Source organism: Rickettsia canadensis str. McKiel (assembly GCF_000014345.1).
GTDB lineage: Bacteria > Pseudomonadota > Alphaproteobacteria > Rickettsiales > Rickettsiaceae > Rickettsia > Rickettsia canadensis.
The window spans coordinates 512,959-527,780 of sequence record NC_009879.1 but is presented as its reverse complement, the minus strand read 5'-3'; the positions used below and the strand labels follow the sequence as shown (position 1 = coordinate 527,780).

Here is a 14,822-nt window from a genome sequence, read left to right as displayed (position 1 = left end):
AAAATATCAATATCGAACAAATTAAATATTATGAATAATTATGCCGCAAGTTTATTTTAATGGTCCGGAAGGACGAATTGAAGGAAGATATGCAAAAGCTACCTCGCCTAATGCCCCTATTGCATTAGTGCTTCATCCTCATCCTTTATATGAGGGTAATATGAATAATAAAGTAGTTTATAATGCCTATAAAATTTTAGCAGATAACGGTTATACCGTCTTACGTATTAATTTTAGAGGAGTAGGGGGATCGCAAGGTAAATTTGATAATGGAGTCGGTGAAGTTGTTGATGCGGGTGCAGCTCTCGATTGGTTACAGCAGAATAACCCAAATGCTCAGTCTAGTCTAATATTAGGATTTTCGTTCGGAGCATGGATAGCTATGCAGCTTGTAATGCGACGTCCTGAAATAAATCACTTTATTGCTATTTCACCACCAGTTAATACAATTCATAAATATGATTTTTCATTCCTTTCACCTTGTCCTATCCCAGGGTTTATATTACAGGGAGATAATGATAGTATAGTATCGGCAGATGATGTAAAAAATCTAGCAAATAGATTATCTAAACAACAATCCCATATTAAAGTTGATTATAAAATTATCACCGGTGCTGACCATTTCTTTCGTTATAAAACTGAAGAATTTGCTAAAGCAATAAAGGATTATTTAATAACAATCCAATCTAATTATCATCATCATAATAATAATATAAATGAAGAAACTAGTAAGAATCAAAAAAAACTATTTTTATATTAGTTTTTGTTGTATGACTTGGAACACAGGACGGTTATCATTCCGTTGATCGTAGGAATCCAAAAAAATAACCTTAATATAGGTAATTTACATTATTTGATATAATAAAAAACAAGTTTTTTATTATAGTTTTCTGGATTCCAGCTTTTGCGGGAATGACGTGGATGTAACAACACCTACAATTCTAAATAAGCTTCTATTGCCAAAATTAATATTTCATCTTTTTTAGCATCTAACTCTTGAGTTAATTCTTTGTAAATTTGCCTATCTGATAGAGATGTAAATTTTTTAAATAGCTGTACTAACTTTAAAGAGGGAACAATACGAAAAGCATCTTTTAATATTTTGGTCTTTTTATTAACATTAAGCTTATTATTTAAAGTAAAATAAAATTCTAACAACTCGCCATTATAAAAATTTAAATCTATAGCTGTTTCCAAATAATCTATAGCATGAGCAATATTATTACTTTCTACTTCTTGCTTCGCTGCGAGTAAGTAATACTCGACAATTGCGTGCATTTGTTTTATAGAGTCATATTTATGAAATTTTGTGAGTTTATTCGTTATAAAAGTAAATTTGGTCCATAGAGAAAGCTTTCCGTAACAATGCATTAAAGTAATTAAATTGTCACTATCAAGTTCATTTAAATTATAAGCCTTTATTGCATAATTTTGTGCTTCCTCATACAAAGATTTATCATAATAAAGTTTTGCTAGGTTTTTGCTACCGTAAAAAGCGAATTCTTTAGATTTCATAAGTTTTTGAAAATAAGAAATTTTTGTATCTATATCCTCTTCAGTTACAGCTAAGATTAAATTATGAAATTCTTGTGAGTCTTTTAGATCTTCAGAAGATAAATTTGTGCGGGCAATAGAAGCAGATTTAGCTTTATTACTCATAATATATTCTGCAAAAGCTAAAATTAAAGCATACCTATCATGATTAACTTTTCGTTTATGAAAAATATTATGTATTTTAGACGGTAACTCGATAATTAATATTAGAAATCTAATGACAATAAAACAAGAAATTAGTAATACAAGCCCTAAAATAAGATTAAAGAACAAAGTAGTTTCAATATTATAATCGTACAAACTAATAAAAACTTTTGAATCAAAGCTCTCTATTAAAGTAAACCCAAAATAAAATAGTAAAAAAGTAGCACATATTAATAATAACCTAAACATCTTGATTTATGAACTCCTGCATAAATTTTTCTGAATAAAGAAAATCAATTAGATAGTTTAATTTCTCTAAAATTAGATTTTTATCTTGTTCTTTTATTATCATAACAGAAGATTTTTTCTCAATTTTGATAAATTTTTCCAGCCATTTATGATGTGTAGGAAAAATTACTTGCGTACTACTTGATTTAGAGAAAAGATAATTGTTATTATATGCTTCTAAGTTATTTAAAATATTCCTTATATCTTGAGGTAGTAGATGGGATTTTACTATTCTTAGTTCTTTACTATAATCTTTATCTTGCATAAAATTATATACTAATAAATTTACGTTTAATAAGTAATGAATATAACCTATAGTATATATTTTTGAAGTATCTGCGGTATAGTCAATTGATTTGAGCATACCTATTGTGCCATTCGTCACTTTTCTATTAGTTATAGGCTTTGCTCCTTGTTCCTTGTATCCGGATAAGGCTGCATTAACTATAGTTTCTATTTTCTGTTTGGGCAATAATGCTTCAGGGAATTTTAAAGAACTTACATAATTTAAAAGAGACTGAGTAGATAATAGCGGCGCTTCATTTTTTTCTTCACTAATATTTAATTTACTTTCTTCTACCGTATAAAACGTTTGGCTTAAATCTTTGGCATCACTTTTAAATAATTTTAAAATATCGGCTCTATTATGATAAAAAGTAGAAAAAGATAAGACAAATATTACTATTGCTGTAAAAAAGATATTTTTACTTTTAAATAAACTATTAAATTTTTGCATTGTCAGATAATAACTTGATTATATCGTTAGGGTTTTGATCATCACAATAAACCACATTTTTTGTAAAAGGTCTCACTATATTTGCGACTTTCAAACTTATAGCTACAACTAAACTCTCTTGTACATATTGGAGTAAATTATTCTGAAGTAATAATTTTACTAAAGTTTTAGCACTATTCTGAGAATAACATAATATGAAATCAATATTTTTTTCAAATTCTTTTATAATAGATACGGGTAGCTCATTTAAATATTCTACACTATAAATGATATGTCTAGCTATTTCATTAGGTAAATCTTTAGTAATTTCATTTGAAGATAAATATATAGTCTGCTCATATAACTTAGGTGGAAAATGCTCAATCAAATCTTCCAAGTTTTTAGCGGTATAAGTTACTTTTAAACCTTTGTTTTCTAACAATTTTTTTGATGTGTTACCTACTACCCAAATATTTTGATTGATGTAATGTTTTGTAATAATTATAGCAGCATATTTACTAGTGATTATTATATTTGAGTAATTAGCTAAAATATTAACATTAAAATCTAATATTTTATATTTAATTAAAGGACAATGAATATAATGTAAATCTAAATTAGATTTACTCATTTCTTTAATAATTTTCCTATTTTCTTCTAAGCTTCTAGTTAATAAAACCGATTTCATGCAATAACTGCACTCCTATATAGACAGCAACTACCCAAATAATAATAGCCGCTATTTTATTAATCATAATTAAAATCGTACTACTTTTATTTAATTTGGTAATATTATAACCTGCAACTGCTAAAGAAAAAAACCATATCCAAGATATAAGTATGCAAGTTAAGGTGAATATAATTTTTGCACTACCGTTATACTTTAAAGCACTAGTACCTATTATTACAATCGTATCCATAATTGCATGGGGATTTAATATTGACACCGATATAGCAAACAAAATTTGTTTTTTAGTTGAAAAAGCTTGAGAATTCGTTGTAAGATCAATAGGAAGTTGATTCCAAGTATTATATCCTATATAAATTAAAAAAATAAATCCAACAATAAATATAAATAATTTTAACCAAGAAATTTCAAGAATTAACAAAGATATACCAAGCACTGCCATACATATAAGAATAGTATCGCATATTGAGGCCGCAATTATGCTAGGTAAAACCTTACTAAACTTTGGCTGTTTTGCTCCTTGATTAAATATAAAAATATTTTGTACTCCGAGTGGCACTATTAAACCAAGCGCTAAAACAATGCCATGTAAAAAAGCACTTAATATATCGTTATTCATTCTATTTTATTAATTATTTTTAATATAATAACATTTTCTAATATTAGAACCGCTCATTCATTGCCAATGATCAAAACCATATACCTATGAATATATTAGAATTCCAATGTTATTTGAGTGATATTTACCAAAATAAATATATAACATTCTATACGAATTTAAGCAGATAATATTGATATCAATATAGAAACTAAAATTATATCTCATCTAAATAAAAAATAAGTGCAACGATTCCTATAATAAGTGTGATAGCCACAATAATGGCTATAAACCTGTGGTAGCGACCATACGTATAATAAAACGATAACATACACGCCCAAGCAGTACTTACACTTGGTAGAACTTTCTTAATACTACGATATTTTGCACTTTAATTTAATATAAAAAATACTCGGTATATAATGAAATACAATAGCCAAATATCGTATTAAAATATTATATGTAAAAAAGTATTGAAGACATCATTCATTGTAGTTTAGTTTTTAATTTCAATAATATTAGCAAAGAGGGAATAGTAATAATTGTAGTAAATAAAAAGAAATTTTGCCAACCAAAATTTACTACTATATAGCCTGAAATTATAGGAAAAATTGAGCGTGAAATCCCCATCATTGATGAAAGAAAAGAATATTGAGTAGCGCGAAACTTACCTTGGCAAAGCGAAGAAATAAAAGCGATATAAGTAGTCATTGTCATACCGCCGGTAATACTTTCTATTCCTATTGTAATAAATAATAATAAAGAACTTTTACCGTTTATTTCAAGAAAAATAAATACAATATGTCCTAAAGCGTGAATAATACCAAATAACAATATACTATTTAATATATTTTTATGTTTCATAATAACACCGCCGACTAATCCGCCGATTATAGCTCCTACAACACCCCAAAACTTTCCAACACTTGCTATTTCAAAAGCATCATATCCAAGATGAAGCAAAAACGGATTAATCATAACATTAATTAAGTTATCAGGTAATCTATATAATACTAGGAAAATTAATATAAGAATAATGAAATAAACAGAACCTATAGGTTGTAACGCATTATATATAAAATTTATGATGTTCTTTTTATTTTGATTATTTTTTATATCATTCTTGATTATCTGTATATTATTCTCATTTAAATAACAATACTTAATTCCTACAATCAATAAAATTAAATAAATAAATACTAAACCGGCAAAGATTTTATATATTGCATTAAATGTTAAATAAATAGATAAATAAATAGCTCCAGAACCTGCAAGAAGCATACCGACCCGATAACCGCATATATATATTCCTGAAGTAAACACAAGCGATTCTTTAGGTACTATTTCCGTTCTTAAAGCACTTAATATAGTATCTTGTACGGCACTAAAAAAAGAGATAATTAAAGCTGTGAAAGCAAATAATAATAGATTAGTACGAGGATCTAAAAAACTAAAAATATACACAAGAAATACTAATGCACTACTAGTTAAGCAAATCCAAGATAATCTATGACCGAATATTTTATTCAAATATTTAATTTGCAGAGCATCAAAAACCGGTGCTAATAAAAAATTAATAGAGTAGGGAAGCGTTATGAACGATAATATACCGATTGTTTGCAGGGCTATATTTTCTCTAGCAAGCCAATAATTTAAAGTATTACCAGTAATCATTAGATTAAAACCGCTAATAAATCCAAACAACCAAATAATACATAAACAAGAATTATTTAACATAAATCCTATAATAACTGAAGATAAGCAAAGAATCTAATATAATTATTACTCTTTTTATAGTCCCTTTGGTGGTTAAAACCTCCATCTTCCAGATGGGAAAGCTTTAGCTTGCCATGTTGAGCCATGATGTGTTAGCATCATAAGCCCCATGACTCAATATAGCAACAAATCACGCACCGTTTACTATCATCGATATCCACATATAGTGTGGATTACAAAATATCGATACAAGGTATTAACCTATGACATCAAAAAGCGAGTGAGAGAAATTATTGCAGTAGTTGTAGAAGAACTCAATGTTAAAATAGAAAATAGAGTAATATCAAGCGATCATATACATATATTTGCCAATATACCACCTCATATTAAAGTGAGTGAATTTGTGCAAAAAGCCAAAGGGAGATCATCAAAAAAAATACAAGAAGAATTTCCAATATTAAGAAAAAAGTATTGGGGTAGACATTTATGGGTGGTAAGAGAATACTTTAGTGCGACTAGTGGTAATGTGACTGATGACATGATTAATGAATATATTAATAGACATACTGATGCTCATGAACCAGTAATGACTACTAATATTAATTTTTTAACATGCAAATGTCTTGTACGAAAAAAAGCTTCAGTTAATTTAGGCTAATTATCCAATCAGTTTTGATAGTTTTGTCATTAAGGGCAAGTAAAAGAAATATTAGAAATAAAAAATGATGATTTCATAAAATATTATAAAAGTATGGGAGACAAACCAGGACAAGTTAGATCAAATCACAAAATATTACTGGTGATATAGAGAATAACGCCTTGAAGTAATATAAATTGATTATTTTAATTGACTTTAGCACTTAAGAGATTTAAAAATTTTAATTTTTATGTAATGTTATAATAAAAATGTTATCGCCCAAAATCTTTTTTGAAAAAGTTAAAGAGATCATTTGGCCTATAGAAAGGAACGAATTAAAGCTATTTATACCTATGGCTTTAATGATGTTATGTATTCTTTTTAATTTTGGGGCTTTAAGATCTATCAAAGATAGTTTAGTAGTGCCATCTATGGGTGCTGAAATTATTAGCTTCTTAAAATTATGGTTAGTATTACCCTCATGTGTAATCTTTACCATACTTTACGTTAAGCTTAGTAATAAATTAAATTTTGAATATATTTTCTATGTTATAGTAGGCAGTTTTCTACTATTTTTCTTATTATTTGCCTATATTATTTATCCAAATCAAGATATTTACCATCCTAATGATGAAATGATAAATAATTTAATTGCTTCATACCCTAATTTTAAATGGTTCATTAAGATAGGTAGTAAATGGAGTTATGCACTGATGTATATTTTCTCAGAATTATGGAGTGCAGTAGTAATAAACTTAATGTTTTGGCAGTTTGCCAATCACATTTTTGATACGTCTAAAGCTAAAAGATTCTATCCTGTTCTTGGTATGGTCGGCAATATCGGTCTTATAATAGCAGGCAGTGTACTTGTCTTTTTCTCAAGCGGTCATGGCATTATTGATTCAGAATTATTACCGGATTCTTTTAATTCATCTTATCAAAATGCTATAATGCTTCAGCCGATCATGTCAATTATTGTTACTGCAGGAATAATTGCTATTCTTCTATTTAGGATAATAAATAGATTGATTTTAACAGATTCCATAAATGTTTTAGATGTAAAAAAAGTTACGGCTAAAACGAAAACCAAACTTTCGGTAATTGAAAGTATCAAATTAGTAATTCAATCAAAATATATAGGTCGTATTGCTTTATTAATAATTTGTTATGGATTATTAATAAATATAGTCGAAGGACCGTGGAAAGCCAAAATAAAAGCACTATATCCAAATACCGTGGACTATGTTAATTTTATGGGTAGGTTTAATATTTGGATGGGAATATCATGCGTTACTTTCATGGTAATAGGCAGCAATATTCTTAGAAGACTCGGTTGGCTTATTTCTGCATTATTAACTCCTATTATGTTGTCTATTACCGGCTTAATATTTTTTATCTTTATAATATTTATTGAAGAAATACCCTCATATTTCGGTGTCGGTGATTTTAATCTTCTATATGCAGCGATTATTGTTGGAGCGATTCAGAATATACTTAGTAAATCATCCAAATATTCATTATTTGATTCAACAAAAGAAATTGCGTATATTCCTTTATCTTTAGAGCTTAGAACTAAGGGTAAAGCTGCCGTAGAAGTAATAGGTACTAAATTCGGTAAATCGCTTGGAGCATTTATCCAGTCTTTGATATTTATTATTATTCCGAATGCTACCTTTGATTCTATTATAATATATTTATTAGTAATTTTTATAGTTATGATGAGTTTATGGATTTGGAACGTTATAAAATTGAATAAGGAATATATAGAATTATGTACATGAGAAAAACATCATTGCGAGAAAATTACGTAAATAATTGACAAAGCAATCCAGTAAAAAATGCGAAAGATTAGCATTTTTTAATTTTTTGCTGGATTGCCACGCTCCTTTCAGTCGCTCGCAATGATGACTTAGAAAATCACACAATAATGCCGATTTAAAATGAAAAAAACTTTTAAAATAATATTATTTATATCTATCTTTATTATACTCGCATATAGTGGACTGTGGTTTGCTATTATGCTCTCTGTATCACACTCTATAAACCAAAAATATGCCGGTACCGATCTTAATATAGAAGAGGCTGATAATAATCCTAATCAGCAATATCTTATTAAATTTTCTAAAGTTCAGCCCTATGGTTTTCCTTTTAAATGGGGTATTTCGGTAATTAATTGGCAAGAAGAGAGTATTAATAGAGCTATTGAATTTACCTCCCCGATAAATATCGGTTATAATTTACTTAAGCAGAATTTATTTATACATTTTTCTGGAGAAGCATTCGGAAGATTTAAGCCGGTTCAAAGAGGATTTGGAGTAAGATTTTATAATGATAACTGCATATTATCAGCAAAAATACCGTTAAATTTTAAATTATTTAAAATAGTGTGGTCAAAAAAAAATTTATTTGAAATCATAAATTTTATTAAAAAAATTACATTTAATTCGGGTAAAACAGAAATTTTTGACTTAGTCGATAATCAAAAATTATATGAAGAAGGTCATACTATATTTACTATGTTATTTGACAAGAGTAAATATTATACAAATAAACAGGATTTTCTTGAAAACATACCACAAAAATTAGAAATTTACTATGAAACCGAAATAATACAAAGCAACCTTGAAGATAGAATAATACCTGCCGGCTTATTATTATATAGGCTTGCTTGGAATAATAATTTCAAATTTTCCGGTAATTTCCTGATTAGTACTAGTAGTTTGCATTTTAAAGATATTGCTAAAGATTTAATAATTGAAGTTACCAATGCAAAAATAAATAGTAATGGTTTTGAAAACAATATTAATTTATTATATAAAGGTAAGTTAAACGATTTCGGCAATAATAATATTGATCTTTTATTAGATACGAAATTTAAGCTAAAACATGGTTTTATAATTGGCTTATTAGAGGTTATAAAGAAATATTATGATAAGCAGGACTATTTGTTTAAAATTTCTGATAATAAGATATATCAAGGTTTGCATAATGAACTAAGCTATATTTTGAATAATAATAAACAATATAATTTTAGTATCCTTGAAGATAGGCAATATAATTTTCATTTAAATATTAATTTAGTTACTGAATTAAACAAATTAACTAGAGCACAGATAAATAGCTTAAGTCTATATTCAAACGCATCGGGATTTAATATAACAAATGAAACTATCATCAATGCTCTTAAAGATTCTTACAGTAAAGGCGTAATAATAATTAATAACTATGCTAAAATAATAGATGTTATAAGCCCATATATATATGGGGTAGGGAATTTTAAAAACTTTTCGGAAGAGAGTAAGAAAGTATACGGCGATACTTTAAAATCATTTTTAAAAACTATTTCCGATCACCCGAATTCATCTAATTTAATTGATGCTAGCATTGAGTATGTATTTGATTTATCTGACTTAAACAAAGCTAAAATAGGTACTATAGATGATATAAATAAACTTATACCTTTATATTATTTATCTTTATATCAAGCGGCAGCAAAAAAAGTGAAACCAGGAGAAAATATAAAAGACAAAATTATGGAATTAATTCCTAATGCTAATCAAAAAATATTAGAACAATGTATACTCGATGAACTTGAACTTTAAAAATTATTTTTCGGTATCATACTGTGGCTTAATCACGGTATCCAGAAAAACTTTAAAAAGACTGGATCCCACGACCAAGTGGCGGGATGACAATCGCAATTAAAAGATACCATGAATATTATAGTAAAAATACAGCAAGATTTAAAAGAGGAAGTAACTAAGTTAAATAATCTGATTATTAGCTGTTTAAAAAGTGATGAAGGATTAATAGAAATAGTCGGTAAATATTTACTGGAAGCAGGAGGTAAAAGAATTCGTCCGCTTTTAACTATAATAACCGCTAAAATGTTTGATTATAAAGGCGATAATCATATAAAGCTTGCAAGTGCTGTTGAATTCATTCATACCGCTACATTGCTTCATGATGATGTGGTAGACGACAGTACTTTAAGAAGATTCAAACCTACGGCTAACGTTATTTGGGGAAGTAAAACAAGTATTTTAGTTGGGGACTTCCTATTTAGTCAGTCTTTCAAGTTGATGGTTGCTGCCGGCTCTATTAAAGCTATGAATATTTTAGCTAAAGCTTCGGCGATTATCTCCGAAGGAGAGGTAGTGCAGCTAGTTAAGTTAAATGAGCGACGTATTATAACTATAGACGAATATCAGCAAATAGTTAAATCTAAAACTGCCGAACTATTTGGAGCTTCTTGCAAAGTCGGGGCAATTATAGCAGAGCAGGTAGACCATGTTTCTAAAGATATGCAGGACTTTGGAAAATTACTCGGAACAATATTTCAGGTTATAGATGATTTACTTGATTATTTAGGTGATGACAAACAGGTAGGCAAAAATATCGGTGATGATTTCTTAGAAGGAAAAGTGACATTACCGTTGATCTTTTTATATAATACGTTAGAGCAAGATAAGCAGCTTTGGCTTCAAAATGTAATTAAATGCGATAAGCGTACTAATGAAGAGTTTATTAAAGTACGTAATTTGATGATTGAGCATGAAATTTACAATGAAACAGTTAATTATTTGAGTAACTTAGAAAATGAAACAAATAAGTTATTAAATAAAATTCCGGTTCAGAATATTTATAAAGATTATTTGTTTTCAATTATGAGATTTATTTTAGATCGTTCTTATTAAAATCGTCATTGCAAGGAAAGCTTTTTGCATTCGTAGCTCAGCTGGATAGAGCATTGCCCTCCGAAGGCAAAGGTCGTTGGTTCAAATCCAATCGAATGCACCACTCAATATATATTATTTTCCATAATATGGATTATAGAACTTTTTATTGCAAGAGAGTTTCCTTTCTTGCATTGAATTATTGAATTGATTTAAACTTAAAGCATCGGAAATTAAAAAATGGCTGGGACGGGAGGATTCGAACCTCCGGATGACGATACCAAAAACCGTTGCCTTACCACTTGGCGACGTCCCATATTGACTGCATCATCCCATGACTTTGATCAAGCAGAAGTATGACATTAACTTTGTATAGACTTTATATCAATAAATAGTGGAAACGTCAATTACAATAATGATTGTAAAAATAAATTTATTTCATTATTAAGCCAATTCCTCGCTTGCGTAGATAATAAATCATAAATTTTATCTCTAATTTTATTATAATATTCTTTGATATAGTTTATTTCATCAATATTAAGTAGTTTCACATCAATTAATTTACTAGCATAAGGCACTAAGCTTAAGGTCTCAAATTCAAGCCATCCGCTATTTTCTTTTACATACATTAAATTTTCAATTCTAATTCCGTATTTTCCAGGAATATAAAAACCCGGTTCATTAGATAAGATCATACCTGCTTTAAGTACGGTTTTATTACGAAGATTTATACTTTGCGGTCCTTCATGAACACTCAAGAAGCTCCCTACCCCATGCCCTGTACTGTGCGGATAATCTAGCATTTCTTGCCATAAATATTGCCGAGCTAGTATATCAAGATTAGCTCCTACAACGATATTTTTAGGGAATTTTGCTCTTGCTAAAGCAATATGTCCTTTAAGTACTTGCGTATAACGCTTTTTCTGCTCATCGGTTGGTGTACCTATTACGATCGTTCTAGTTATATCGGTGGTAGCTCCTCTATATTGACCACCGGAATCTATGAGTAATATCCCCTGCTCTATAATTTTTTTAGCAGTTTTTGGGTCAGCTCTATAATGAATAATTGCACTATTTTCCTGAAACCCGCAAATAGTAGGAAAACTATCCGAAACATAACCCTCTTGTCTAGCTCGATACTCTGTAAGTTTTAACCCGATGGTGTATTCTGTTATTGAATCATTCCAGTTTTCCCCTATGTCATTCCCGCACAAGCGGTAATCCATACTATCTTTTCCTGGATCCACGCTTTCACAGGGATGACATTGAAAAAAATCAGCAAAAAATTCGCACAAAGCTACTGCATCTTTAATATGAAAGTCGATTGCATACTTAATTTCGATCTCATTTTTACAGGCTTTTTGTATTAGGCAGGGGTCAGTAATTTTGTGTACTTTTTTATCACTTATTAAGTCCATGATATACACAGAAGCTATATTAGCATCAATAAAAATATTCTCACTATCTCTTAAAATCTTTTCAAATTCTTTTTCAGGTAAAATTGTTATTTCAGGGCGTGCATTAATAATGTCAGCATCAATTCTTGATGGAGCGATAAATAGATATAATTTTGTAGAAGTGAGTATAACTTTAGCAAACATTAAAGGTGTATAAGCAACGTCACTAGACCGCAAATTTAGTAACCAGCATATAGAAGAGCTATCGAGAATGACCAAGGCTGATACAGTGGTATGATGCCAGCCCTGTTTATTGTCATTAACACGACAGAGGGAATCCAAAGTTTTACGACACTGCTTTATTTTCTCTAGATGACTACTACCGGCAAATTCAATATCATGTAAATATACCTTAGAATTTGGCTCTAGCAGCTGATTATGCCAAATCTTATCAACTAAATTACCGTTAATTTTCTGAAACTTGAACTTTAAATTTGATATAGCAGGATAAGTAAATAATTCAGAATCATAACCTACAACATAATTTAGAAAGCTTGATACAAGCGAATTTTGTAGGTCTTGCCTAAACCTTTCTGAATTATCTTTATTTAATGTGGATATATCTTTTAAATCAAAAATCTTAAAAAGCTCTAAATCAAGTTCTTTGTTTGCTTGCTCTAAATAGCGACCGTCCGTAAAAAATAATGCTACATCCTTACATATGATAACCATACCGTTTGAGCCGGTAAAACCTGTAATATATTCAAGTCTTTTAGCATAATCCGGTACATATTCACTCATATATTTATCATTAGACGGGATTATATAACCGTCTATATTATATTCTGTGAACAAGCTTCTAAGTAGAGTAATTCTCTCTTTTATCATGTTTACCTGTCATACCGTGGCTTAATGACCATGGTATCCATAAAATAACTAAGGGGGGAGAAAAACGCGCCCCCCGTGATTCAAGTCACGGGAGGTGACACTGAGGACTTTGCAACGTACTGTTTACTACTTCTATACCACATGTAATATAAAGGAATACCAAGGATAGTAAAGGAGGTAGCTATAATTATAGTTTTAACAGGCGTTGTATAGATGACCCAACTACAAAAGATAATAGATATTATAGCTATAAGTACATAATAATAAGAACATTTTTCTTTTGAACTAAGAATTACTTTTAAAAAAGCTAAACTACAAATTAAATAAACAAATAAAAATGCTATTACCGAGAAATCTATTATTTGTGTGATCTGCGCAGCCAAATTATCATTTGCCGTAAAGACTAATAACGGCACAATACCAAGGCAGCTTACAATAATTCCGTAAGTTGGGGCATTATTACTGTTTTTCTTAGCAAAAAATTTTGGTAGTAATCCATCTTCAGCGAGACCAAGAGCAATCTGTCCACTAGTTAGTACCCAAGCATTGAGTGTACCTATACATATAATCGAGGCTATAACTGCAATAACGCTTGACCATTTACCGCCGAATAATAATGTGGCAGCATCAGCATAAGGAGCTTTAGAACCAATAAGTTTAGCAGCGGGAATTAATCCCATTATACCTATACTATTTATAATATATAACGCCGCTACGCAGAGAGTGCCGAGCATTATGGCTCTTGGAATGGTCTTTGCCGGATCTGTTACCGCCCCTGCCGTAGTAGTGGCACACTCAACCCCAATAAATCCCCAAAAAGTAAGAAGTGCAACTCTACCCATTATAGTTGGAATACTTAAATTCTCTACTTCTTCAGCTATAGCAATATTATCTATATTAAAATGAGATAATGCAGCTAAACCTACTACAAGCAGTGGAACAAATTTTAAGAGAGTTAAATAAAACTCTACTTTTCCTGCTACTTCAGGACCTTTTAAATTTAAAACCAAAATAGCACTTAATAATATTATCTGTAATATTAAATCCAAAACCGCTTGTGATTTAAAAAAAGGTGTTAGGTAACCTATCGCTGAGATAACAACGATACTTGTACTAACAAAGGATATAACCCAGTAAGTCCAACCGGTAAAGAAGGCTATTTTATCCCCAAAACTTGCCCATACATAAACGTGAGGACCACCCGTTTTAGGGAATTTTGCACATAAACACGAGAATACAAGTGCTATACTCATAGCACCAAATAGTGACAGCACCCAACCCCAAATGCTATATACACCGAATGGAGCTAAACTTAACGGCAATATAAAAACGCTAGTACCAATTTGACTTCCAGTCACTAAAGCAAATACCGCCCAGAAACCTAATTTTTGCGACATATATTTTTTGTTTTAATTTTAATTGGCTTTAATATAGCTATCAAAACGATTTTATGCAACTTTAAAATTATGGATGTGCTGTAATTGCTAAACTAAAACTAGAATAATACAATCAATCAAGCGG

Annotated in this window: 12 protein-coding genes and 2 tRNA genes; 6 read left to right on the top strand and 8 right to left on the bottom strand. The window is 29.5% G+C overall.

From position 1 onward, the window contains the following. Positions 1 to 40: 40 nt before the first annotated feature. On the top strand, positions 41 to 760 hold the full coding sequence (locus tag A1E_RS02240; RefSeq protein WP_012148623.1) for an alpha/beta hydrolase: 720 nt from the start codon (positions 41 to 43) through the stop codon (positions 758 to 760). 173 nt (positions 761 to 933) lie between these two features. Here A1E_RS02240 and A1E_RS02235 read toward each other — a convergent pair whose 3' ends face one another. From A1E_RS02235 to A1E_RS02215, 5 genes are all read right to left on the bottom strand, one after another. Continuing rightward, positions 934 to 1,947, bottom strand: coding sequence for a tetratricopeptide repeat protein (locus A1E_RS02235; RefSeq protein ID WP_012148622.1), 1,014 nt, complete (start codon positions 1,945 to 1,947; stop codon positions 934 to 936). Continuing rightward, entirely contained in the window at positions 1,940 to 2,722 is a 783-nt protein-coding gene (locus tag A1E_RS02230; RefSeq protein WP_012148621.1) for a palindromic element RPE2 domain-containing protein, read from the bottom strand. The genes A1E_RS02235 and A1E_RS02230 overlap by 8 nt, the downstream gene beginning before the upstream one ends. Beyond that, positions 2,709 to 3,389: a uroporphyrinogen-III synthase gene (locus tag A1E_RS02225; protein WP_012148620.1), complete on the bottom strand. Its 681-nt coding sequence runs from the start codon at positions 3,387 to 3,389 to the stop codon at positions 2,709 to 2,711. Before A1E_RS02225 ends, A1E_RS02230 begins: the two co-directional genes overlap by 14 nt. Then, positions 3,367 to 4,008, bottom strand: coding sequence for a LysE/ArgO family amino acid transporter (locus A1E_RS02220; protein WP_012148619.1), 642 nt, complete (start codon positions 4,006 to 4,008; stop codon positions 3,367 to 3,369). The genes A1E_RS02225 and A1E_RS02220 overlap by 23 nt, the downstream gene beginning before the upstream one ends. 465 nt (positions 4,009 to 4,473) lie before the next feature. After that, positions 4,474 to 5,724 carry an AmpG family muropeptide MFS transporter gene (locus A1E_RS02215; RefSeq protein ID WP_012148618.1) on the bottom strand — a complete coding sequence of 417 codons (1,251 nt, stop codon included), beginning with the start codon at positions 5,722 to 5,724 and terminating at the stop codon, positions 4,474 to 4,476. A gap of 148 nt (positions 5,725 to 5,872) precedes the next feature. Between A1E_RS02215 and tnpA the strand changes: the two genes are divergently transcribed. The 5 genes from tnpA to A1E_RS02190 all read left to right on the top strand — a co-directional run bounded on the left by tnpA (position 5,873) and on the right by A1E_RS02190 (position 11,140). Continuing rightward, positions 5,873 to 6,361 carry an IS200/IS605 family transposase gene (gene tnpA, locus A1E_RS02210; RefSeq protein ID WP_049749254.1) on the top strand — a complete coding sequence of 163 codons (489 nt, stop codon included), beginning with the start codon at positions 5,873 to 5,875 and terminating at the stop codon, positions 6,359 to 6,361. 248 nt (positions 6,362 to 6,609) lie between these two features. Next, on the top strand, positions 6,610 to 8,121 hold the full coding sequence (gene tlc3, locus A1E_RS02205) for a nucleotide exchange transporter Tlc3 (protein WP_012148616.1): 1,512 nt from the start codon (positions 6,610 to 6,612) through the stop codon (positions 8,119 to 8,121). Between the two features lie 159 nt (positions 8,122 to 8,280). Beyond that, positions 8,281 to 9,942 (top strand): hypothetical protein, encoded by a 1,662-nt coding sequence (locus tag A1E_RS02200; protein WP_012148615.1) that lies wholly within the window; start codon positions 8,281 to 8,283, stop codon positions 9,940 to 9,942. A 111-nt stretch (positions 9,943 to 10,053) separates the two neighbouring features. After that, a complete protein-coding gene (locus tag A1E_RS02195) occupies positions 10,054 to 11,037 on the top strand; it encodes a polyprenyl synthetase family protein (protein WP_012148614.1) in 984 nt (327 codons plus the stop codon). Between the two features lie 26 nt (positions 11,038 to 11,063). Then, a tRNA-Arg gene (locus tag A1E_RS02190) sits at positions 11,064 to 11,140 on the top strand. Between the two features lie 117 nt (positions 11,141 to 11,257). On the opposite strand, the gene A1E_RS02185 is transcribed toward A1E_RS02190, so the two are convergent. The 3 genes from A1E_RS02185 to A1E_RS02175 all read right to left on the bottom strand — a co-directional run bounded on the left by A1E_RS02185 (position 11,258) and on the right by A1E_RS02175 (position 14,698). Further along, positions 11,258 to 11,332, bottom strand: a tRNA-Gln gene (locus A1E_RS02185). A 91-nt stretch (positions 11,333 to 11,423) separates the two neighbouring features. Further along, positions 11,424 to 13,301, bottom strand: coding sequence for an aminopeptidase P family protein (locus tag A1E_RS02180; RefSeq protein ID WP_012148613.1), 1,878 nt, complete (start codon positions 13,299 to 13,301; stop codon positions 11,424 to 11,426). Positions 13,302 to 13,381: 80 nt separating this feature from the next. After that, a complete protein-coding gene (locus tag A1E_RS02175) occupies positions 13,382 to 14,698 on the bottom strand; it encodes an APC family permease (RefSeq protein ID WP_012148612.1) in 1,317 nt (438 codons plus the stop codon). Positions 14,699 to 14,822: the final 124 nt, after the last annotated feature.

What these genes read in the sequence shown, in the direction of transcription:
- A1E_RS02195 (WP_012148614.1), top strand. Translation starts at nt 10,054, where the DNA reads ATGAATATTATAGTAAAAATACAGCAAGATTTAAAAGAGGAAGTAACT.
- A1E_RS02175 (WP_012148612.1), bottom strand. Translation starts at nt 14,698, where the DNA reads ATGTCGCAAAAATTAGGTTTCTGGGCGGTATTTGCTTTAGTGACTGGA.
- A1E_RS02225 (WP_012148620.1), bottom strand. Translation starts at nt 3,389, where the DNA reads ATGAAATCGGTTTTATTAACTAGAAGCTTAGAAGAAAATAGGAAAATT.
- A1E_RS02240 (WP_012148623.1), top strand. Translation starts at nt 41, where the DNA reads ATGCCGCAAGTTTATTTTAATGGTCCGGAAGGACGAATTGAAGGAAGA.
- A1E_RS02200 (WP_012148615.1), top strand. Translation starts at nt 8,281, where the DNA reads ATGAAAAAAACTTTTAAAATAATATTATTTATATCTATCTTTATTATA.
- A1E_RS02180 (WP_012148613.1), bottom strand. Translation starts at nt 13,301, where the DNA reads ATGATAAAAGAGAGAATTACTCTACTTAGAAGCTTGTTCACAGAATAT.
- A1E_RS02235 (WP_012148622.1), bottom strand. Translation starts at nt 1,947, where the DNA reads ATGTTTAGGTTATTATTAATATGTGCTACTTTTTTACTATTTTATTTT.
- tlc3 (WP_012148616.1), top strand. Translation starts at nt 6,610, where the DNA reads ATGTTATCGCCCAAAATCTTTTTTGAAAAAGTTAAAGAGATCATTTGG.
- A1E_RS02215 (WP_012148618.1), bottom strand. Translation starts at nt 5,724, where the DNA reads ATGTTAAATAATTCTTGTTTATGTATTATTTGGTTGTTTGGATTTATT.
- tnpA (WP_049749254.1), top strand. Translation starts at nt 5,873, where the DNA reads ATGACTCAATATAGCAACAAATCACGCACCGTTTACTATCATCGATAT.
- A1E_RS02230 (WP_012148621.1), bottom strand. Translation starts at nt 2,722, where the DNA reads ATGCAAAAATTTAATAGTTTATTTAAAAGTAAAAATATCTTTTTTACA.
- A1E_RS02220 (WP_012148619.1), bottom strand. Translation starts at nt 4,008, where the DNA reads ATGAATAACGATATATTAAGTGCTTTTTTACATGGCATTGTTTTAGCG.